At 62.9% G+C, this 19172-nt stretch carries 22 protein-coding genes; 11 read left to right on the forward strand and 11 right to left on the reverse strand.

What is annotated here, in order from left to right:
• Window positions 1-2: 2 nt before the first annotated feature.
• Window positions 3-698: a M48 family metallopeptidase gene (locus EP867_RS04965; protein WP_128487098.1), complete on the reverse strand. Its 696-nt coding sequence runs from the start codon at window positions 696-698 to the stop codon at window positions 3-5.
• A gap of 105 nt (window positions 699-803) precedes the next feature.
• On the opposite strand from EP867_RS04965, the gene EP867_RS04970 reads away from it, so the two are divergent.
• From EP867_RS04970 to EP867_RS04980, 3 genes are all read left to right on the forward strand, one after another.
• Window positions 804-1448 (forward strand): hypothetical protein, encoded by a 645-nt coding sequence (locus tag EP867_RS04970; protein ID WP_128487099.1) that lies wholly within the window; start codon window positions 804-806, stop codon window positions 1446-1448.
• Window positions 1435-1830, forward strand: a complete 396-nt coding sequence (gene ybgC, locus EP867_RS04975; protein ID WP_128487100.1) for a tol-pal system-associated acyl-CoA thioesterase — start codon at window positions 1435-1437, stop codon at window positions 1828-1830. Before EP867_RS04970 ends, ybgC begins: the two co-directional genes overlap by 14 nt.
• A gap of 78 nt (window positions 1831-1908) precedes the next feature.
• A complete protein-coding gene (locus EP867_RS04980; RefSeq protein ID WP_128487101.1) occupies window positions 1909-2862 on the forward strand; it encodes an MYG1 family protein in 954 nt (317 codons plus the stop codon).
• 14 nt (window positions 2863-2876) lie between these two features.
• Here the strand turns inward: EP867_RS04980 and EP867_RS04985 are convergent, their stop codons facing one another.
• On the reverse strand, window positions 2877-3746 hold the full coding sequence (locus EP867_RS04985) for a hypothetical protein (RefSeq protein WP_128487102.1): 870 nt from the start codon (window positions 3744-3746) through the stop codon (window positions 2877-2879).
• A 118-nt stretch (window positions 3747-3864) separates the two neighbouring features.
• Between EP867_RS04985 and miaB the strand changes: the two genes are divergently transcribed.
• From miaB to EP867_RS05015, 6 genes are all read left to right on the forward strand, one after another.
• Complete coding sequence (gene miaB, locus EP867_RS04990) at window positions 3865-5223, forward strand: tRNA (N6-isopentenyl adenosine(37)-C2)-methylthiotransferase MiaB (RefSeq protein WP_380049766.1); 1359 nt, start codon at window positions 3865-3867, stop codon at window positions 5221-5223.
• Between the two features lie 169 nt (window positions 5224-5392).
• Complete coding sequence (locus tag EP867_RS04995) at window positions 5393-5962, forward strand: OmpA family protein (protein ID WP_241656815.1); 570 nt, start codon at window positions 5393-5395, stop codon at window positions 5960-5962.
• Between the two features lie 2 nt (window positions 5963-5964).
• Window positions 5965-6330 carry a hypothetical protein gene (locus tag EP867_RS05000; protein WP_128487103.1) on the forward strand — a complete coding sequence of 122 codons (366 nt, stop codon included), beginning with the start codon at window positions 5965-5967 and terminating at the stop codon, window positions 6328-6330.
• A gap of 200 nt (window positions 6331-6530) precedes the next feature.
• Complete coding sequence (locus EP867_RS05005) at window positions 6531-7523, forward strand: PhoH family protein (protein WP_128487104.1); 993 nt, start codon at window positions 6531-6533, stop codon at window positions 7521-7523.
• Complete coding sequence (gene ybeY, locus EP867_RS05010) at window positions 7504-8010, forward strand: rRNA maturation RNase YbeY (RefSeq protein ID WP_241656816.1); 507 nt, start codon at window positions 7504-7506, stop codon at window positions 8008-8010. Before EP867_RS05005 ends, ybeY begins: the two co-directional genes overlap by 20 nt.
• A 48-nt stretch (window positions 8011-8058) precedes the next feature.
• Entirely contained in the window at window positions 8059-8925 is an 867-nt protein-coding gene (locus EP867_RS05015; RefSeq protein WP_128487106.1) for a CBS domain-containing protein, read from the forward strand.
• A gap of 90 nt (window positions 8926-9015) precedes the next feature.
• On the opposite strand, the gene EP867_RS05020 is transcribed toward EP867_RS05015, so the two are convergent.
• From EP867_RS05020 to EP867_RS05030, 3 genes are all read right to left on the reverse strand, one after another.
• Entirely contained in the window at window positions 9016-10032 is a 1017-nt protein-coding gene (locus tag EP867_RS05020) for a threonine aldolase family protein (RefSeq protein WP_128487107.1), read from the reverse strand.
• Window positions 10032-10484 (reverse strand): YcgN family cysteine cluster protein, encoded by a 453-nt coding sequence (locus EP867_RS05025; protein ID WP_128487108.1) that lies wholly within the window; start codon window positions 10482-10484, stop codon window positions 10032-10034. Before EP867_RS05025 ends, EP867_RS05020 begins: the two co-directional genes overlap by 1 nt.
• Window positions 10485-10767: 283 nt before the next feature.
• On the reverse strand, window positions 10768-11385 hold the full coding sequence (locus EP867_RS05030) for a queuosine precursor transporter (protein WP_164888766.1): 618 nt from the start codon (window positions 11383-11385) through the stop codon (window positions 10768-10770).
• A 173-nt stretch (window positions 11386-11558) separates the two neighbouring features.
• On the opposite strand from EP867_RS05030, the gene EP867_RS05035 reads away from it, so the two are divergent.
• A complete protein-coding gene (locus tag EP867_RS05035) occupies window positions 11559-12695 on the forward strand; it encodes a GNAT family N-acetyltransferase (protein ID WP_128487184.1) in 1137 nt (378 codons plus the stop codon).
• Here EP867_RS05035 and EP867_RS05040 read toward each other — a convergent pair.
• The 3 genes from EP867_RS05040 to EP867_RS05050 all read right to left on the reverse strand — a co-directional run bounded on the left by EP867_RS05040 (window position 12683) and on the right by EP867_RS05050 (window position 15132).
• Complete coding sequence (locus tag EP867_RS05040; RefSeq protein WP_128487109.1) at window positions 12683-13144, reverse strand: GNAT family N-acetyltransferase; 462 nt, start codon at window positions 13142-13144, stop codon at window positions 12683-12685. The two genes, EP867_RS05035 and EP867_RS05040, sit on opposite strands and share 13 nt — an antisense overlap.
• 94 nt (window positions 13145-13238) lie before the next feature.
• Window positions 13239-14033 carry an inositol monophosphatase family protein gene (locus EP867_RS05045; RefSeq protein WP_128487110.1) on the reverse strand — a complete coding sequence of 265 codons (795 nt, stop codon included), beginning with the start codon at window positions 14031-14033 and terminating at the stop codon, window positions 13239-13241.
• Window positions 14034-14100: 67 nt separating this feature from the next.
• A complete protein-coding gene (locus EP867_RS05050; protein WP_128487111.1) occupies window positions 14101-15132 on the reverse strand; it encodes a lysine-2,3-aminomutase-like protein in 1032 nt (343 codons plus the stop codon).
• 130 nt (window positions 15133-15262) lie between these two features.
• Here EP867_RS05050 and EP867_RS05055 point away from each other — a divergent pair, with 130 nt between their 5' ends.
• The gene (locus EP867_RS05055) at window positions 15263-16489 is read left to right on the forward strand and encodes an MFS transporter (protein ID WP_128487112.1); all 1227 of its coding nucleotides are present in this window, start codon (window positions 15263-15265) and stop codon (window positions 16487-16489) included.
• Window positions 16490-16492: 3 nt separating this feature from the next.
• On the opposite strand, the gene EP867_RS05060 is transcribed toward EP867_RS05055, so the two are convergent.
• Genes EP867_RS05060 through alr form a run of 3 tightly spaced genes read right to left on the reverse strand, consistent with a single transcriptional unit; the run spans window position 16493 to window position 19067 of the window.
• Window positions 16493-17239, reverse strand: a complete 747-nt coding sequence (locus tag EP867_RS05060) for an ABC transporter ATP-binding protein (RefSeq protein WP_128487113.1) — start codon at window positions 17237-17239, stop codon at window positions 16493-16495.
• Entirely contained in the window at window positions 17236-18024 is a 789-nt protein-coding gene (locus tag EP867_RS05065) for an MlaE family ABC transporter permease (protein ID WP_128487114.1), read from the reverse strand. The genes EP867_RS05060 and EP867_RS05065 overlap by 4 nt, the downstream gene beginning before the upstream one ends.
• A complete protein-coding gene (gene alr / locus EP867_RS05070; RefSeq protein WP_128487115.1) occupies window positions 18021-19067 on the reverse strand; it encodes an alanine racemase in 1047 nt (348 codons plus the stop codon). Before alr ends, EP867_RS05065 begins: the two co-directional genes overlap by 4 nt.
• Window positions 19068-19172: the final 105 nt, after the last annotated feature.

Genomic DNA, 19172 nt, shown 5'->3' on the forward strand with positions numbered 1-19172 from the left:
GCTCAGGCCGTCCAGCGGGCTTCATTGGCGCGGATGGCTTTGATGCGCTCGGCGGATTTCGGATGGCTCAGCGCCCAGGCGGGGGCAGAGGCTGCACGATTGCCGGTCAGACGGTCCAGCTTCTCAAAAAGTGAGATCTGCGGCGCGGTGCCGATCCCGGATTTGATCAGCAGCGCAGAGGCCCAGGCATCGGCCTCAAACTCATCGCGACGCGACATCCGCGCGGCCAGCGCCCCGGTGATCATATTGGCCATGAACATCGCGATCAGCGGGCCGACCACGGGAATCGCGCGCAGGAAAAGAGCCACAAGCGAGACGAAGACCGCGTTCTGGCCTGAGAAATCGATCATCCTGCGCCGCGTGTGACCAAGCGCCACATGCGCCAGTTCATGCGCAATGACAGAAGCCAGCTCCTCTGCCGTCACCGATCCCGACCGGAAGCGGTCATAAAACCCCTTCGTCAGAAAGATCCGCCCGTCAGGGGCCGCGAGCCCGTTTACCGGCTCAATGTTGAAGAGATTGACCCTGATCTCAGGCAGATCGAGCGCCGCGGCCATCCGCCGTGTCAGGCGCTCAAGCTCGGGGTCTTTCAGGGGCACGGATTGCGCATCAAGCATCTGTTTCGTGCGCCAGGCCGAGAACATATAGGCCGCAAGGCCCCAGCCGATGGCCAGAAGAAGGGGGATCAGTTTTATCATGACTGCAATCTGGGAGTGCGCCTGCGCGATGTCAAACCGCCCGCTTCACTCTTGCATCCCCGCGCCTGTCGCTGTTTTGAAGATCCCGAGACGATGGAGAGAGCCATGACCCTGACCACCCCTGATGAGATTGCCGCTCTGTTCACCCGCGCCGGTGACTATACCTTCGTCCGCTGGGGCCGCCCGATCGTTCCGGTGGTCTTCGGGGTGGAGGAAAGCACCCTCACCATTCTGAAGGGCGCCATTGAAGCGGTGGTGGCGCTTGCGGGCCATAAGATGGCCGAGCAGGACACTGAGTTGGGCGCCAATCTGATGTTTTTCTTCATCCGTGACTGGGATGATCTGATCGGCGTGCCGAACCTTGAGCGGCTGATTGACGGGCTGCCGGATCTGGTGACGCGTCTGAAGGGCGCTGATGCCAATCAATACCGCATGTTCCGCTTCGATGACGCGGGCGCGATCCGCGCGGCATTCGTCTTTATCCGCGTGGACAAAGACCTTGCAGAGGTTCCGGCAGAGGATCTGGCCCTCGATCAGGCGGTGCGGATCATCTGCCTTTGGGGCGAAAACGCTTTCCCGAAAGGCACTCTGGTGAAGGCGGGCGCGCATACGGTGCTGGATCCCTCGCTCGCGGCGGTGATCCGGGCGGCCTATGATCCGGTGCTGCCTGCGGTGGCGAAAGACGCCAGCCACGCGCTGCGCCTTTTCGCGCGGGCACAAACCATGGGAGTGGGCGATGCACCGCTTTGATCTGCGCGTCTATTATGAGGATACCGATCTCGCCGGGATCGTCTATTACGCCAACTACCTGAAGTTCATCGAGCGTGGCCGCAGCGAATGGCTGCGCGCACTGGGCTTTGATCAGCGCGCGCTGAAGGAAGAGACCGACACGGTTTTTGCCGTCCGCCGCCTGGAGGCCGATTACATCGCGCCGGCGAAATTCGACGATGCTTTGACGGTGCTTTCAACCGCGGAAGCGGTCACGCCCGCGCGGCTGGTGCTGGCGCAGCAGGTGCTGCGCGGTGAGGAGCGCCTCTTTGAGGCAAAGGTCACTCTGGTCGCGCTGAATGCGGCAGGGGGTCCGACGCGGCTGCCAAAGCCTCTGCGCGACGCCTTTGCCGCGCTCGTCTGAGGCAGATTTGCTGTGACAATCCCGGTCCCGCCGCTTAGAAGGCGGGCCTTCTGACCGTTTGATCCCAAAGGACCTCTGATGAGCATTGATCTGCTGCGCGCGCCCCAATTCCTCGTGACCCATTCGGGCGGCTTTCACGCGGATGAACTGCTCTCCTCGGTGATCCTGACGCGGATTTTCCCTGACGCGCAGATCCTGCGCACCCGGGATGCCCAGGCGATCACCCCGGCGGACGACCGCATCATTTATGATGTGGGCCGGGGCTATGACGTTGAGGCCCGCATCTTCGACCACCACCAGAAAGACGCGCCGCTGCGCGAGGATGGCCAGCCCTATTCCTCCTTCGGTCTCATCTGGAAGCATTTCGGCCCGGCCTATCTGACCGCCTTTGGCGTGCCGGAAGAGCATCAGGGCTCGATCCTGCGCTCTTTTGATACGGGATTTGTGCTGCCGGTCGATCTGGTCGACAACGGCGCGCTCAGCCCTTCGGCGGCCTGCCCGCAGCTGGGCGATCTGACGCTGCCGCTGCTTCTGGAAAGCCTGAAGCCGGTCTTTGATGACGATGCCGAAGGCGCCGAAGACCGCGCTTTCCAAAACGCGCTCTCAGTTGCCCGCGCTTTTGTCGAAGCCTCCATCGCCCGCAAAGCGGCGAAGGCCCGCGCCGAATCGCAGGTTATGGCGGCGATCGAAGCCGCTGGCCCCAGCCGCGTTCTGGAGCTGCCGCGCGGCATGCCCTTCCGTCCGGCCGTGCTGAAGGCTGGCGCTGATCATCTGCTCTTTGTTGTCACCCCCCGGGGTCCTGCAGAATGGACCATCGGCGGTATTCGCAAAAACAACGATGATTTCGCCCAACGCGCCGATCTGCCGCTGGCCTGGGCCGGGCTGACCGATGCGGATCTTGAAGCCGCCTCTGGCGTTCCGGGCGCGAAATTCTGCCACAACGGCCGCTTCATTGCCGTGGCCTCGTCGCGCGAAGCGGCGATCCGTATGGCGGAACTTGCGGTGGCAGAAGCGGAAGCCCAGGGGATCTGAGGCTTGCGGCCCGGTCAGAACCACTGACCGGGCTCCATCAGTCCCAGTTCCATCAGCTGGCGCGAAGACCACTCAAAGGGCACCGAATGCGCCCAGGCGAAGGAGTGAATGGCCTCGCGCGAGCCCGGGTTGATCCTGAGCGCCTTGGCCGTGCGGAAGGAGCAGACCGCCCCGGAGAGGTTGTGGTGCCAGGGGCAGTTGAGGGTGTTATATTCCTCAATGTTAAAGCTGTGATCCTGGCGGAAGATCAGCCCCGGCACCGCGCGAAAGAGGCTCACCCGGTCGATTCGGCGCTTTGTCCAGGGCACATGTTCCTCGAAACGCCAGCGCAGCCCGCCAAAGAGATCAAACTGACGGGGTTTCGGCTCCCAGTTCTTCAGCGGATCGCCGCGTTGCAGCGCATAATAGCCGATGCGGTCAAGCATCGCAGTTGCGCGGTCCACGCCGTCGGGTTGGCGGCGCGTATCGGCGGCGTAAAGATCGACCACCGGGGTGACGATGGTGTCGCGCCTTTCCTCGGACTGGAAGGTGCAGACATCCAGCACGCTGCGCGTCTCGCAGAAGGGATAGTGCAGATATTCGCCGTTGTAGCAGTAGTGCAGCCAGGCGCCCGGCGCAGCCGCGATCATGCGGTTGACCGCAAGGCTCAGTGCGTCTTCCTGAAAAATATTGCCGCGGATGCGGTGGACCTGCGACGGCGCCTCTTCCGGCCAGACCAGAAGATCATCGCAGAGCACGGCGATCTGCCCAAAGCCCAGAGCGGAGAGATGCTGCAGCGTTGAGGCCAGTTCGACCGCGTCTTCCGCAAAGACAAGCGCTGCGGGGCGAGACCGGAAGTCTGCGGCATGGGCGGCGAGAAAATGGTCCATTCCGTCGAAAATCATGCGGCCTCAAATCCTGGTGGCGAAACCCGGGACAAATTCCCTCAGCCTTCTGCGGGATGCAAGCGTTGCGGCTGGTGGCAGGGGTGGTGTAAAAGCCCCCTGAACTCTGAGGTATGCCATGTCTGACGTTAAAAATGATCCCGTCACCGGGGAAATCTCTGCACCGAAGCGTCTTTTTATTAAGACCTATGGCTGTCAGATGAACGTCTATGACAGTGAGCGCATGGCTGAGACCATGGGCGCGCAGGGTTATGTGCTGACCGATAAGGCAGATGATGCCGATATGGTGCTGCTCAACACCTGCCACATCCGCGAGAAGGCTTCGGAAAAAGTTTACTCAGACATTGGTCGTCTGACCAAGCTGAAAAATGCGAAACCTGATCTCAAGATCGGCGTCGCGGGCTGCGTGGCGCAGGCGGAGGGGGCTGAGATTCAGCGCCGCGCCCCGGTGGTCGATCTGGTGGTCGGCCCGCAGGCCTATCACCGCCTGCCCGAGATGATGAAACAGGTCGATGCCGGGCATCGCGCACTCGATACCGATTTCCCCACTGAGGACAAGTTTGAGCATCTGCCGAAGATCCGCACCCGCTCGGCGCCGGCGGCGTTTCTGACCGTGCAGGAGGGCTGCGATAAATTCTGCGCCTTCTGTGTGGTGCCCTATACCCGCGGTGCGGAAGTCTCGCGCCCGGTGGAGCGTCTGTTGCGAGAAGCCCGCGATCTGGCGGCGCGTGGTGTGCGCGAACTCACGCTGCTGGGGCAGAACGTCAACGCCTATCACGGCACTTTTGACGGTGAGTCCTGGGGCCTTGGCCGTCTGCTGCGCGAGATGGCTCAGATTGAGGGGATTGAGCGGCTGCGTTATACCACAAGCCACCCCAATGACATGGATGACGATCTGATCGCGGCCCATGGCGATTGCGCGAAACTGATGCCCTATCTGCACCTGCCGGTGCAGTCCGGCTCGGACCGCATTCTGAAGGCGATGAACCGCAAGCATACCGCTGAGCAATATCTGCGGCTCATTGAGCGGATCCGCGCGGCCCGCCCCGATATGGTGCTGACCTCTGACTTCATCGTCGGCTTCCCCGGCGAGACCGATGAGGATTTTGAGGCGACCATGGATCTGGTGCGCGCGGTCGGTTACGGCATGGCCTACAGCTTCAAATATTCGGCCCGTCCCGGCACGCCTGCCGCCGAGAAAGCCCCGGTTCCCGCCGAGGTCGCGGATGAGCGTCTGCAGCGTCTCCAGGCGCTTCTGACCGTGCAGCAGCGCGCCGTGCAGCAAAGCATGGTCGGCCGCGAAGTCACCGTGCTTTACGAAAAGCCCGGTCGTCTTGAGGGGCAGATGGCGGGCAAATCGGATTATCTGCACGCGGTCCATGTCCACGACCCGGAAGGCAAAGCCGGTGACCTCGTGCGCGTGCGCATCACCGAGGCGCTGCAGAATTCTCTGACCGGCGAGCGGATTGTTTCCTGATCCGGGAATAACAATCCCTGCGCGAAAGTGGGGTATAAATTACTGGACTTTTCACACTTCGGGGGCAAAATCGCAGGATTATTATAGTCTGTGATTTTTCCACGGGGAGATATGTTCGGTGAAACGCGGTATTTCAGAGAGGCTGCGGTTTTTGACCGGAGCATTTCTTTTGGCGGGAGTTATCGGCTTCGGCGCGCCGGTGCTGGCGCAGTCTGCACCTGCTTATAATCCGGCCACCGCCGAGACCTTCGGTCCCGACGGCAAACCCCGGGTGACCGGCCGGATCGACTGGGGTCTGTGGATTGATCCGGATGGTTGTATGCATTGGTGGGCCGATGGCGGGCTCGAAGGCTATATGGTGCCGCGCCGAGACCCTAAAACGGGCAAAGCCGTCTGTCTGAAGCGCAACACCTGCGCGATTGAAGGCACGGATACCCTCTTTGCGACCGATTCTGCCCGCCTGACCGCCAGCGGCCGCGCCCGGCTGGAAAACCTGTTCCGCAACCAGGGGGCCTTTGGCTACGCCATTTACGGCCATACCGACAGCCGCGCCTCGGATGCCTATAACATGGATCTGTCTAAGCGGCGTGCGCAGTCGGTCGCCAATGTGGCCCGTGCCGTCGGCGCGAATGTTGAGCGCGTGGAGTGGCATGGAGAGCGGCAGCCCCGCGCAACCAACAGCACCGCAGCGGGCATGCAGCAGAACCGCCGCGTCGAAATCGTCTGCTATCGGTGGTGACCATGATGATGAAACCTTTCGCAGGCGCTTCGCTTCTGATGGCCTTCCTTGTCTCCGGCTGCAGCGGCCTTGGCCCCTACAGCGGGGATCCGGATGCCTATATCGCGGTGGCTCAGGACCGTGGCTCGGATAAAACCGCCATCATCAACCAGCGTGCAGCCATCGCCTATGACCCCGATGGCTGCCAGAACTGGATTATCGATGACGGTGTTGAGGGCTATTCCTCGCCACGCTTTGATCCGGCGACCGGTATGGCCAATGTGTGCAACAACCACTTCCCGCCGGGCACGGTGATTGGCAACTATCAGTCGCCCAACAGCGGTCTGCGCGACTGGATCCCCGGCCGTCGCGGCGCGGCGCGGAACTGATCCGGCAAAGATGCCCTGAAAGGCCGCAGTCCGGGATTGCGGCCTTCTCTCATGGTCTCGGCTGATTTTTGCGCATGGCGTCTCACTTCAGGCAGTGGCACAAGGGCAGGGCCGGAGGCGGCTTGCTCCGGTGAGAATGTGGGCGCAGACTGGCTGCGTTCCATCCAACTGCCAGGGAGATCCGTTTGGGCAGCACCCCGATGACCCCGTCCCGCCGTTCCGCGCCTGTGCCGGAAACGGTTCTCGAATTTCCGGACAACCGCCTTTTGATCACGCTTTGCGGGGAATATGACCGCAACCTTGTGAAGATTGAGCAGGACACCGGGGTCAATATCCGCCGCCGCGGCAATCAGCTGACGGTGCTCGGAGAGCCCGACGGCCGTGAACAGGCGGCGGGGATTCTGCGCGCGGCCTATGCGCGCCTCGAAGAAGGCCGCGATGTCAGCGCCGGTGATCTTGACGGCATGCTGCGCCTTGGCCCCGGCACTGCGCCTGCCGATCAGATGGAGATGTTCTCGGGCGAAGGCTTTGAGCTTCGGACCCGCAAAAAGCCGGTGGCCCCCCGCACGGCCGCCCAGAAAGCCTATGTGGCCAACCTTTTCCGCCATGAGCTGAACTTCGGTATCGGCCCTGCGGGGACCGGCAAGACCTATCTGGCGGTGGCCGCAGGCGTCACCATGCTGATCGGTGGTCAGGTGGAGCGGATTATCCTGTCGCGCCCCGCCGTGGAAGCGGGCGAGCGTCTGGGCTTTCTGCCCGGCGATATGAAGGAAAAAGTCGATCCCTATATGCAGCCGCTTTATGACGCGCTGAATGATTTTCTGCCCTCGAAACAGGTGGAAAAGCTGATGCTCGACAAGCGGATTGAGATCGCGCCGCTGGCCTTCATGCGGGGCCGTACGCTGTCCAACGCCTTTGTGGTGCTGGATGAGGCGCAGAACGCCACCACCATGCAGATGAAGATGTTTCTGACCCGCCTGGGTGAGGGGTCGCGCATGGTGATCACCGGCGACCGCACCCAGATCGACCTGCCGCGCGGCGTGCAAAGCGGTCTGCGCGATGCGGAACGGATCCTCGACGGGGTGAAGGGGATTTCCTTTAACTACTTCACCGCCTCCGATGTGGTTCGTCACCCGCTTGTCGCCCGCATCATCGAGGCTTATGACCGCGACGATGAACAACACGCTGGTTGATATTGTGATCGAAGAGCCCCGCTGGGAAACCGCGGGGCTTGAAGCCATCTCTGAGCGCGCCTGCAAAGCCGCGCTCGAGGAACTGGGTGTGACCCCTGAGGGGTTTCTGGTCTGCGTCATGGGCTGCGACGATGCCCGGATCGCCGAGCTGAACGCCGATTTCCGCGGCAAGCCCAAACCCACCAATGTGCTCTCCTGGCCCTCAGAAGAGCGCGGTGTTGAGACGCCCGGGGACAGCCCCGACCTCCCGGAACCGGGTGATGAGGATGATCCCGAAGAACTGGGCGATATTGCCATTGCCTATGACGTCTGCGTCGCCGAGGCGAAGGAGCAGGGCAAGAGCTTTGAGGATCATGTGACGCACCTGGTTCTTCATGGATTCTTACACCTTCTCGGCTATGACCATATGACCGAGCAGGACGCCGCTCTCATGGAAGGAATTGAGACGCGCGCTCTTGCAAGACTGGGTATCGCCGACCCATATTAATTTTTACCTGCGCCCCTTCAGGGGCGCTTTTCACACCGGAAAGGACCAATGGGCAGTAGCACCGATGGCTTGATGGCAGCGCATGGCGCGCCGGAAGCTGAGCCTGAGCAGGAACGACAGGGCGGACTTTTGTCCCGCCTCTTCCGTAAGGCCCTCACCCCCGTGGCCCATGGCCAGAATGCCGAGGCGCAGACCGCTGCTGCGGCCGGGATCTCCAACCTTCGCCGACTGCGTGTGGAAGATGTCGCCGCCCCCAAGGCCGATATCGTCTCCGTCCCGCTGACGATCAGCCGGGATGAGCTGACGGAGGTGTTTCGCGAACACGGATTTTCGCGCCTGCCGGTCTATGACGGCTCGCCCGATGAGCCGCTGGGCGTGGTTACGCTGAAAGATTTCGCGCTGAATTACGCGCTGAAGGACCGCACGGGTGACTTTGACCTCAGAGCCCTGCTGCGTCCGCTAATCTATACGCCGCCCTCGATGCCGCTGGCCGATCTTTTGCATAAGATGCAGGCGGAGCGGACCCATATGGCGCTGATGATCGACGAATACGGCAGCGTTGACGGCGTTGTGACCATCGAGGATCTTCTGGAGACGGTGGTCGGCGACATCATGGATGAGCATGATGTGGTCGAGACCCCCGCCTGGGTTGAGGAAGCTCCGGGGGTCTGGCTCGTCGAGGCCACGGCCGCGCTGGAGGAGCTTGAGGCCGCGACTGGGCAGAAGCTGCGTGTGGAAGCCGAAGATGAAGAGATTGATACCCTTGGGGGTCTCGTCTATCTGCGCGCGGGTCAGGTCCCGGCTTCGGGGGAGATCATCACCCATGAAAGCGGCGCGGTGATCGAAGTGGTCGATGCTGAAGCGCGTCGGATCAACACCCTGCGCCTGCGACTTCCCGAAGCGGCCCCGGCCTGAGGCCCTCTCAGGGCGTGAAATCAAAAAGCCGCAGCTTTTGCTGCGGCTTTTTCAGTCCCGTAACAGAAAGAGAGGCCGCAGCCCTCAGCCTCAGGCGGCGGCCAGTGCGATAAAGCGGTCGCAATCGTCCTCAGTGGTGGCCCAGCTGGTCACCAGACGGGCGTAGTCATCGCCGCGCAGGTAGAAAACGGCCCCCGCCTCGCGCAGCTTTTCGACCGTTTCCTCGGGCAGCTTGACGAAGAGGATGTTTGCCGCCGCCTCAGGGGCAACCGCCACACCCGGGATCTTCGCCAGACCCTCCGCCAGACGCGCAGCCATGGCATTGGCGTGGGCAGCATGGGTCAGCCACTGGCCCTGCGCAATCCAGCCTTCAAACTGTGCCGCCAGATAGCGGGTTTTCGAGAACAGATGGCCCGAGCGTTTGCGGCGCAGCTCAAACTCAAAGGCTTTCTCCGGGTTAAAGAAGATCACCGCTTCCGCCCCCATCAGCCCGCCCTTGGTGCCGCCGAAGGAGACGATATCGACGCCTGCCTTCCAGGTCAGCTCTGCCGGCGTGGCCCCCGAGGCGGCCACAGCATTGGCAAAGCGCGCACCGTCGAGATGCAGCGGCAGGCCGTGGGCTTTGGCAACCGCAGCAATGGCGCGGGTTTGCTCAACCGTATAGAGGGTGCCGCCTTCGGTGATATTGGTCAGCGTCACCGCACCGGGCTGCACCGAATGCACAACGCCGGGCTTCTGGCCGCGAATCGCTTTGTCGAGCGCCTCGGGGCACATCCGGCCATGCTCACCGGGCACCAGCAGCAGCTTGCCGCCGGTGAAAACCTCCGGTGCGCCGCATTCGTCTTCCTGGACGTGGGCATTGGTGTGACAGAAAACCGCGCCCCAGAGGGGGCTGACCGTGGCCAGCGACAGGCAGTTCGCCACCGTTCCGGTCGAGACAAAATAGACCGCGGCCTCCGGCGCCTCAAAGAGATCGCGAATCACCTGAACGGCCCGTGCGGTATGGGCGTCATTGCCATAGGGCATGGCGAAGCCCTGGTTAACGGCGGAAAGCGCCGCCATCACCTCGGGCGGGCAGGGCGCTGCGTTGTCAGAGGCGAAAAACATCAGGGCGTCTCCTCGATGATATAGTCTTCCCAGTCATCCTCATCGACCTCGGTTTCCGGGATGGTCCAGCCTTTGACGGAAGCCCCGGCCTTATGCACCGACTGCGGATCACCTGAGATCAGCGGATGCCATGATTTCAGGGGGTTACCCTCATGTAGCAGCCGGTAGGCACAGGTTTTCGGCAGCCAGTAGGCCACTTCGGGCAGCTTTTCCGCCGTCAGCGAGACGCAGTCGGGAACGAATTGGTGACGAATGGGATAGTGCTTGCAGCGGCAGCTTTGCCCGTCGAGCAGGCGACAGGCAACCCGCGTAAAGCAGACCTCGCCGTCATCTTCGAACTCAAGCTTATTCAGGCAGCATTTGCCGCAGCCATCGCAGAGTGCCTCCCATTCTTCGGGCGACATCTCAGTGAGCGGGACGGTTTCCCAGTATTTCGGACGCAAATCAGACATTGGGGCGTTTTGCGCCCTGGGGGCGCGTTTGGGAAGGGGGAAAAGAGAAAGGGTTGCGCGGGGCGCAACCCTTTCCGAGATCTACGGAGATGGTCCGGTTAGGCATCAGCGATCCTTGCCGTCCCAGTCAGGGTTCTTGAACCCTTGGGGCTGCCCTCAGGCCACGGCCCCCCTGACTGTCCCGACACCTCTCTCCAATATCACTCTCGACACTGGACCACCTCCTTTCAATGCGTTGCCGTTGGGCTCAGGCTGGCACAGATGGAGCGGTTGTCAAACAAAATTACACCATATCTGCCCGGGCGCGGCGCAGAACCGCGCGGAAGGGGATGAGTGTGATGACCACAAGGGCAATCTTTACCCCCCAGTCCGCCACCGCCAGCGAGACCCAGAGCGGCACTTCAGGCCCATAGCCCAGCAGCGGCAGCATTTCGCCGGCCCAGCTCACGTCATTGGAGGGTTCCAGCCAGACAAGCGCCGCCGAGAAGGCCAGGGTAAAGAAGAGCAGCGTGTCGAGCATGGCCCCGAAGAGCGAGGAGACCAGCGGCGCGCGCCACCAGCTGCCATGACGCAGCCGGTCAAAGATTTCCACATCGAGAAGCTGCGCCAGAAGGAAGCCCATGGCCGAGGCAAATGCCACGCGGCCGGTGACCAGCGGGCCGAATTCGCCCTCAATCTGCGTGCCGATGATCGAGCAGGCCAGTCCGGTCAGAAACCCTGCCATCACCACCTTGCGCGCAGCTGCCGCGCCGTAAAAGCGGTTGGTCAGATCGGTGATCAGAAAGGCGATGGGATAGGTAAAGGCCCCCCAGGTCAGCCACTGCCCGAGCAGGAACTGAACGAGGATATTTGAGGCCACCACAACGGCAGCCATCCCGAGGATACCGGGAATGAGATTCATAGCGATGATCCGTTTTATCAAGGTCGCGGAGACTTGGTCCGCCACGCCTCATGCGCAGCCGACGCGGGCCTCATACTCCCGGGCGGGCGCTTCGGCAAGTGGCTCGCTTGACCGGGGGATCGGGCCGCGCCATCCTGCCGCCGGGCGAAGCCGCGCCGAAGGGTTTGGAAGTTATGGAAATTTCACTTGTGGAGGCGGTCGGCGCGATTCCCGCCCGGGACTGGGATGCCTGTGCAGGCGGCGACAACCCTTTCACCACGCACCGCTTTCTGACCGCGCTCGAACGCTCCGGCAGCGTGGGAGAGGGCACCGGCTGGCTGCCGCGCCCCATGGTGCTGCGCGAGGGGGGAGAGGTCCTCGGAGTGGTGCCGCTTTATCTGAAGCTGCATTCGCAGGGCGAATATATCTTCGATCATGCCTGGGCTGATGCCTTTGAGCGGGCAGGCGGCAGCTATTACCCGAAGCTCCAGGTCGCGGTGCCCTTTACCCCCGCCACCGGCCCGCGCCTTCTGCTGCGCCCGGGCCAGGACGCGCGGGGGCGGCAGGCGCTGTTGCAGGGGCTTCAGGCAGTGGCAGAGCAGAACGGGCTCAGTTCGGTGCATATCACCTTCTGCACGGCGGAGGAGGCGGCTTCGGCACCCGCGCCCTGGCTCAGCCGGATCGGCGAGCAGTTCCACTGGGAGAACCGCAATTACGCCGCATATGATGACTTCCTCGCCGCTCTGTCATCGCGTAAGCGCAAGGCTTTGCGCAAAGAGCGTCAGGCCGCGCAGGGCTTTGGGGGGCGGATCCTGCATCTGACCGGCAAAGCCCTGCGCCCGGAGCATTGGGACGCCTTCTGGACCTTCTATCAGGACATCGGGGCGCGCAAATGGGGCAGGCCCTATCTGACCCGGGCTTTCTTCGACGAAATCCACGCGACCATGGCCGAGGACATCCTGCTGGTCCTGGCAGAGCGCGACGGGCGCTATGTGGCGGGCGCGCTGAACTTTATCGGGCGCGACACGCTTTATGGCCGCTATTGGGGGGCGGTTGAGGATCACCCCTTCCTGCATTTCGAGCTGTGCTACCACCAGGCCATCGATTTTGCGATCGCGAAGGGGCTGTCCCGGGTTGAGGCCGGGGCCCAGGGCGAGCATAAACTCGCCCGGGGCTATCTGCCGGTTCCGGTCTGGTCGCTGCACCACCTGCCGGAGGCGGGCTTTCGTCAGGCCGTCTCAGACTATCTTCAGCGTGAGCGCGAGGCGGTGTCTGAAGATATCGAGGCCCTGCAGGATTTGGGTCCCTTCCGCCGGGATCAGGCGATCTGAAGCGTCATAAACACGCTGTTGGGATCTTCCTTATAGCCCTCAAAGGGGCCGCAGTACTGAAAGCCCGCGCGTTCATAAAGCGCGCGCGCCGGAGCAAAGATGTTCTCGGCACCGGTTTCAAGGCTGAGGCGGCGATAGCCCGCGCCCTCGGCTTCCATCACCAGATGCTGCAGCATCTGCTGCGCAAGTCCCTCGCCACGGTGCTCAGCTAGCAGATGCATGCTTTTGATCTCGGCGTGATCGGCAGTGATCTCTTTCAATGCGCCCATAGCCACCGCTTCCCCGTTTTTGCGCATCACATAGAAGCGGATGCCGGGGGCCGCCAGGGCATCGGCAGGCAGCATGTGGATCGATTCGGGCGGCGTTTCTGCATGCATGGCCTCGGTATGGCGGGCATGGAGCAGGGCAAGGTCATCCTGAACGGGGTGTTCAAGGGCAATAGAGATCATCAGCGGTTTCTCCCGTAGTCATCCGCAGTTTAACAGGCGCAGCCCATAAAAAAACACCCGCCTTCGGGGCGGGTGTTGGTCGCAGTGATCAGGCTCAGTCCTGATTGCGGATGATTTTGACCAGCGGGTCGAACATTTCCGAGTTGGCCGCGATGAGCGAGCCTTTCTCAAGGATGCTGTCGCCTTCGCGCACCGGGGCGACCATGCCACCGGCCTCTTTGACGATCAGCAGGCCGGCTGCGATGTCCCAGGCATTCAGATTGCGCTCCCAATACCCCTCGTAGCGGCCTGCAGCCACATAGGCGAGGTCAAGCGCTGCCGAGCCGTAGCGGCGCACACCGGCGCAGACCGGCATCAGGCGCGCCAGATCCTGCAAAGTGGCGGGCAGAGGGCCAACGCCGCCAAACGGGACGCCGGTTGCGAAGATCGATTCGATCATCTTATTACGGCCCGAGACGCGGATACGGCGGGTGTCGTTCAGCCAGGCACCGGCGCCTTTTTCGGCGACGAACATCTCATCTTTCGCCGGGTCAAAGACCACAGCCGAGACGATCTCGCCCTTATGCTCGAGCGCGATCGAGACCGACCAGTGCGGCAGGCCGTGCAGGAAGTTGGTGGTGCCGTCGAGCGGGTCAACGATCCAGCGGCGGGTCGGGTCAGCACCGTCCTGGCCGCCGGTCTCTTCGCCCAGCCAGCCATAGGTCGGGCGCGCGCCCAGCAGTTCTTCCTTGATGATGCGTTCGGCTTCGCGGTCGGCTTTCGACACGAAGTCGCCCGGGCCCTTGGAAGAGACCTGCAGGTTTTCGACCTCGCGGAAGTCTTTCACGAGCGAACGCCCCGCTTTGCGCGCGGCCTTGATCATCAGGTTGAGATTGGCGCTGCCTTGCATGGGCGTCTCCTGTCGGGGGTCAGAGGGGGGCTATAGGGCGATCAGCCCGGAAATGGAAGGGGGCGGTTCAGCGCAGCGGGTCAGAATAATGGTGTTTTCCGCCTCTGGGGTCGGTAACCGTCCAGCCGTCGGGGGTTTTGGTGAAATACTGCGGGTTGATCGGCACTTTGCCGAAGCCGCCGGGAATGTCGAGGATATAGCTCGGAAGCGCCGTGCCGGAGATGCGGCCCCTCAGCGCAGCCATCAGCGCCATGCCCTCCTCCAGCGTGGTGCGGAAATGGCCCGCGCCCCGCGCCAGATCGCAGTGATGCAGATAATAGGGTTTGACCCGCAGCCGCAGCAGCGCACGGAAAAGATCCTCCAGCGCCTCAGGGGTGTCATTGACCCCGCGCAGCAGAACCGATTGCGACAACAGCGGAAAGCCCGCATCGGCCAGGCGTGAAAGCGCCGCCCGCGCCTCCGGCGTCAGCTCCTGCGCGTGGTTGGTATGCACCACGATCCAGACCGGAACCTCGCCCTTCAGCACCTCCAGCAGATCAGGCGTGATCCGCTCGGGTGCCACCACAGGCACACGCGAATGAATGCGCAGAAGATCCAGCGTGCCGACGGCGCGCAGCTTTTCAAGCACCAGCCCCAGGCGGCGGGGTGATAGCACCAGCGGATCGCCCCCGGTCAGGATAATCTCACGGATCGCAGGCGTTTTGCGCAGATAGTCGCAGATGCGCTCAATCGCCTCCATGGGCAGGGTGCCGCTGTCGCCGACTGATTCGCGGCGAAAGCAGAACCGGCAGTAAACCGCGCAGGTCTGCGTCAGATGCAAAATGGCCCGGTCCGGGTAACGATGCGTCAGACCCGGCACCCGCTCATGGGCGTGATCGCCGATCGGATCGGCCAGATCGCCCTCATGGATGACCAACTCATCCACCGTCGGCACGAACTGCCGCCCCACGCCGTCATCGGCAGTTTGCAGCGCGCTCTGCATGGCCGGAGAGATCAGCACACGGAATTCTTCCGTGACACGTTCCAACTCTTCGCTCTGCTCAGGGCTGGTCAGGCCCGCGCGGGTAAGCTGCGGGATGCTGCTCAGGGCCTGTGACATGGGAAACTCCGGGGGGATCAGGTGAAGCCGCTGATGTAGGGCGTGGCGTCCGCGCCTGCAAGCGGCGCATTGGCGCTGGACCTTTGGCGCGGTCCAGGGTCACCTGAGGGCAATCCATAAGACGGTTGCCATGCGCCTGCTGATTTCCTTTGCCGCGATTTTCGTTTCTGTTGTTCTGATGCAGCTTGGCTCGGGCGGGGTGGTGCCGCTCGACGCGCTCTCCGGGGTGGAGCTGGGGTTTTCGGCCTCAGCCATCGGGATGATCGGCTCGGCACATTTCTTGGGCTTTCTGATCGGCTGCTGGTGGACCCCGCGCCTGATGGGAGAGGTGGGGCACTCCCGCGCCTTTGCGGCGCTGACGGCGGCAGGCACCATCGGGATCCTTGCGCATATGATGGTGACGGACCCGATCGCCTGGGGGGTCTTCCGTATGGCGACGGGGCTCTCGGCGGCGGGCTGCTATACGATCATTGAGGCCTGGCTGCAGGGCAAGCTGACCAATGCCAACCGGGGCAGCGCCATGGGGGTCTACCGGATCGTTGATATCGGCGGCAGCCTGGCGGCGCAGATGATGATCGGCTTTCTCGCGCCCGCGAGCTATTTTTCCTATAACCTGCTGGCGCTTCTCGCCTGTGCCGCGCTTTTCCCGCTGGTTCTGACAAAGGTTGAGGCGCCGAAATCCAGCCTCGCGCCCCGTCTGCGGCCCATGCTGGCCTGGAAACGCTCACCACTGGGTGCAGTCGGTGTGGTGGTCTCCGGCGTCACCGGCGGGGCCTTTCGGATGGTGGGCCCGCTTTACGGTGTGGCCGTGGGGCTGGAGCCCAAGCAGATCGGGGCGTTTCTCTCGGCCTATGTGATTGGCGGGGCGGTTGCGCAGTTTCCGATGGGGTGGCTCTCGGATAAATACGATCGCCGCACCGTGCTGGCCTGGCTTTCCGCGGGATCGGTGGCGGCCTGTGTCTTTACAGTCTTCGCTCAGGATTTCGGGATCTGGGCGGTTTTTGCGGGGGCCACGCTCTTTGGTCTGACGACCATGCCGCTCTATTCCATCTCATCCGCCCATGCGAATGACTTCTCCAATGACGATGAGCGGGTGGAGCTTTCGGCAGCGCTGCTCTTTCTTTACGCCATCGGTGCGATTGCAAGCCCGGTGATCGCCTCCGCCCTGATGGAAAGCTTTGGTCCGGGCGGCATGTTCGGCCTGAACGCGGCGGCGCATTTTGCGCTACTGATCTTTGGCCTGATGCGGATGCGGGTCGGGCGGCAGCCGGAGAATCCCACGGCCTGGACCTATCGGCCCAAGACCTCATTTCTCTTCGGGCGGCTGATGCGCAAGCCGCGCCGCCCGGAGCAGTAAGGCTTAACGAAGGGTGGCAATCGGCCCTTCTGGGCGGCCGTGGATGAACTGATCGACGTAAGGGTCGCCCGAGTGGTCAAGATCGGCCACCGGTCCCAGCCACTGCACGCGGCCCTGGTAAAGCATGCAGACCTGATCCGCGATGGCGCGCACCGAGGTCATATCATGGGTGATCGAGATCGCGGTCGCGCCCATCTCGGTCACAAGGCCGCGGATCAGATCGTTGATGACGCCCGACATGATCGGATCAAGCCCGGTGGTCGGCTCATCAAAGAAGATGATCGAAGGGTCCGCCGCAATGGCGCGGGCAAGGCTGACGCGCTTTTGCATGCCGCCCGAAAGCTCTGCCGGGTAGAGATCGGCCACCCGCTCGGGCAGGCCCACCCGGGCCAGCTTTTCAATGGCAATGGCGCGGGCCTCATCGCGCGGGCGCTTTTTCGCGCCGCGCAGCAGGCGGAAGGCGACATTCTCCCAGATCTTCAGCGAGTCAAACAGCGCGCCGCCCTGGAAGAGCATTCCGAAAGTTTGCAAAAAATCCTCACGGTTGGCAGCGGTCAACTCGGTGCCATTCACAAGGATCTGCCCCTTGTCCTGCGGCACAAGGCCAAGGATCGTCTTCAGCAGCACGGATTTCCCGGTGCCCGATCCGCCAATGACCACCAGGTTCTGGCCCTTTGGCACCTCAAGGCTGACCCCGCGCAAGACGTGGTTTGAGCCGAAGGATTTATGAACGTCCTGAAGTCGGATCATGAGGTAAAGAACACTTCCGTCAGCGCATAGTTCGCCGCAAGGATCAGGATGGAGGAGGCCACGACCGCCGATTTCGTCGCAGCGCCCACGCCCTGGGCCCCGCGCCCCGACATCATGCCGTGATAGCAGCCCATCAGCGCCACGATGGCCCCGAAAGCCGCGCCTTTGACCAGTCCCGAGCCGACATCCCAGACCTCAAGATAGGTCCAGGTGTTGTAAAGATAGCTGCCCGAGTTGAAATCGAGCCGCGTGGTGCCGACCAGCCAGCCACCCATGATGCCGATGATATCGCCCACGGCGACCAGCACGGGCATGGAAAGCGTGGCCGCCACGACCCGAGGCACCACCAGATATTTCACCGGATTGGTCGAGAGCGTGGTCAGCGCATCAATCTGCTCGGTCACCTTCATGGTGCCGATCTCGGCGGCGATGGAGCTTGCTACCCGTGCTGCCACCATCAGCCCGCCTAAGACCGGACCAAGTTCGCGCACCATACCAATGGCGACGATTGAGGGGACGGCAAATTCGGCCTGAAAGCGCGCGCCGCCCGAATAGATCTGCAAAGCCAGCGCGCCCCCCGTGAAAAGCGCGGTCAGCGCCACCACCGGCAGCGAAAGCCAGCCGATGGCCAGCAGCTGGTTCAGCAGTTCGCGGCCATAGAACGGCGGGCGCAGGATATGCGAGATCACCTGTCCGGCAAAAATCACCACCCGGCCCAGTCCCCCGATCAGATCAAGGGTCAGGCGGCCAAGGCGTGCCAGCGGCTGCGCCAGCGCCCGGCTCATGCCGCGCCGTGGTAGCGCCGCGTATAGCGGTGCCCGAGCGAAGTGAGGATTTCATAGCCGATGGTTCCGGCCACGCCGCCCAGGGCATCAACCCCCTGATGCGGACCCAGAATATCCAAAGTCTCCGGCACCTGATCGAGGTGGCTCACATCCACGGTGATCAGATCCATTGACACACGGCCCAGGAGCGGGCAGGGGACATCGCCCGCCCAAAGGGTCGCTTTGCCCGAAAGCGCGCGGCTCAGCCCGTCGGCATAGCCAGCGGCAAGGGTCGCAACGCGGGTCGGCTGCGTGGCGCGGAAGCCCAGCGAATAGCCGACATATTCCCCCGGCTGCACCAGGCGGTGCTGAATGACCGGAAGCGACAGGGTGACGACCGGCAGAGCCCCCTCAAAAGGCAGGCCGCCATAAAGGCCGACGCCTGGGCGGGTCACGTCAAAATGATATTCCGGCCCGAGCAGAATGCCCCCGGTGGCCGAGAGCGAGCGGGCAATGCCAAGGCCATCGGTCAGGGTGTGGAACGTCTCAAGCTGGCTGCGGTTCAGCGCCGTCTCAGGTGCATCGGCGCAGGCCAGGTGGCTCATCAGCAGGGTCGGGCGGGCATCAAGCACGATATCGGCGATTGCCGCCCAGTCATCGGCCTCAAGGCCCAGACGGTTCATGCCGGTATCAAGCTGAATCCCGAAGGCATGGCCGGGCAGGTTTTCAAAGTGGCGGGTCACCTGCTCAACGGAATTGAGCATCGGTGTCAGGCCGAAATCGCGGATGAGCCCGGTATCGCCGCCACAATGGCCGCCGAGCACATTGATCTCAAACCCATCGCCAAGCGCCTGACGGACCTGAGCGCCTTCTTCCGCCACAGCGACGAAGAAGCGCCTCGCGCCCGCGCCGGCCAGCGCCCGGGCAACGGTGCCCGCGCCAAGGCCATAGGCGTCAGCTTTGACCACCGCAGCGGTCTCAGTGGTTGCAGCAGAGACACGATCCATCGCGCGCCAGTTGGCGCAGATCGCAGCGAGGTCAATGGAGAGAATACCGGTAGCCATAGCGCGGTTTTGACACTGCCACAGCGAAGGTCAAGCGCGAAATCAGAAGCGGCCCTGTACGCAGAGCAGAGTTGCGCGGGCAGGGGGGCAGGGGGGGCATGTTTC

Origin of the sequence: Falsigemmobacter intermedius (assembly GCF_004054105.1) — a bacterium.
Lineage (GTDB): Bacteria > Pseudomonadota > Alphaproteobacteria > Rhodobacterales > Rhodobacteraceae > Wagnerdoeblera > Wagnerdoeblera intermedia.

Excerpts from the sequence above, each read along its gene's own strand:
- EP867_RS04965 (WP_128487098.1), bottom strand. The coding sequence starts at position 698 with ATGATAAAACTGATCCCCCTTCTTCTGGCCATCGGCTGGGGCCTTGCG.
- EP867_RS04970 (WP_128487099.1), top strand. The coding sequence starts at position 804 with ATGACCCTGACCACCCCTGATGAGATTGCCGCTCTGTTCACCCGCGCC.
- ybgC (WP_128487100.1), top strand. The coding sequence starts at position 1,435 with ATGCACCGCTTTGATCTGCGCGTCTATTATGAGGATACCGATCTCGCC.
- EP867_RS04980 (WP_128487101.1), top strand. The coding sequence starts at position 1,909 with ATGAGCATTGATCTGCTGCGCGCGCCCCAATTCCTCGTGACCCATTCG.
- EP867_RS04985 (WP_128487102.1), bottom strand. The coding sequence starts at position 3,746 with ATGATTTTCGACGGAATGGACCATTTTCTCGCCGCCCATGCCGCAGAC.
- miaB (WP_380049766.1), top strand. The coding sequence starts at position 3,865 with ATGTCTGACGTTAAAAATGATCCCGTCACCGGGGAAATCTCTGCACCG.
- EP867_RS05000 (WP_128487103.1), top strand. The coding sequence starts at position 5,965 with ATGATGATGAAACCTTTCGCAGGCGCTTCGCTTCTGATGGCCTTCCTT.
- EP867_RS05005 (WP_128487104.1), top strand. The coding sequence starts at position 6,531 with ATGACCCCGTCCCGCCGTTCCGCGCCTGTGCCGGAAACGGTTCTCGAA.
- ybeY (WP_241656816.1), top strand. The coding sequence starts at position 7,504 with ATGAACAACACGCTGGTTGATATTGTGATCGAAGAGCCCCGCTGGGAA.
- EP867_RS05015 (WP_128487106.1), top strand. The coding sequence starts at position 8,059 with ATGGGCAGTAGCACCGATGGCTTGATGGCAGCGCATGGCGCGCCGGAA.
- EP867_RS05020 (WP_128487107.1), bottom strand. The coding sequence starts at position 10,032 with ATGTTTTTCGCCTCTGACAACGCAGCGCCCTGCCCGCCCGAGGTGATG.
- EP867_RS05025 (WP_128487108.1), bottom strand. The coding sequence starts at position 10,484 with ATGTCTGATTTGCGTCCGAAATACTGGGAAACCGTCCCGCTCACTGAG.
- EP867_RS05030 (WP_164888766.1), bottom strand. The coding sequence starts at position 11,385 with ATGAATCTCATTCCCGGTATCCTCGGGATGGCTGCCGTTGTGGTGGCC.
- EP867_RS05035 (WP_128487184.1), top strand. The coding sequence starts at position 11,559 with ATGGAAATTTCACTTGTGGAGGCGGTCGGCGCGATTCCCGCCCGGGAC.
- EP867_RS05040 (WP_128487109.1), bottom strand. The coding sequence starts at position 13,144 with ATGATCTCTATTGCCCTTGAACACCCCGTTCAGGATGACCTTGCCCTG.
- EP867_RS05045 (WP_128487110.1), bottom strand. The coding sequence starts at position 14,033 with ATGCAAGGCAGCGCCAATCTCAACCTGATGATCAAGGCCGCGCGCAAA.
- EP867_RS05050 (WP_128487111.1), bottom strand. The coding sequence starts at position 15,132 with ATGTCACAGGCCCTGAGCAGCATCCCGCAGCTTACCCGCGCGGGCCTG.
- EP867_RS05055 (WP_128487112.1), top strand. The coding sequence starts at position 15,263 with ATGCGCCTGCTGATTTCCTTTGCCGCGATTTTCGTTTCTGTTGTTCTG.
- EP867_RS05060 (WP_128487113.1), bottom strand. The coding sequence starts at position 17,239 with ATGATCCGACTTCAGGACGTTCATAAATCCTTCGGCTCAAACCACGTC.
- EP867_RS05065 (WP_128487114.1), bottom strand. The coding sequence starts at position 18,024 with ATGAGCCGGGCGCTGGCGCAGCCGCTGGCACGCCTTGGCCGCCTGACC.
- alr (WP_128487115.1), bottom strand. The coding sequence starts at position 19,067 with ATGGCTACCGGTATTCTCTCCATTGACCTCGCTGCGATCTGCGCCAAC.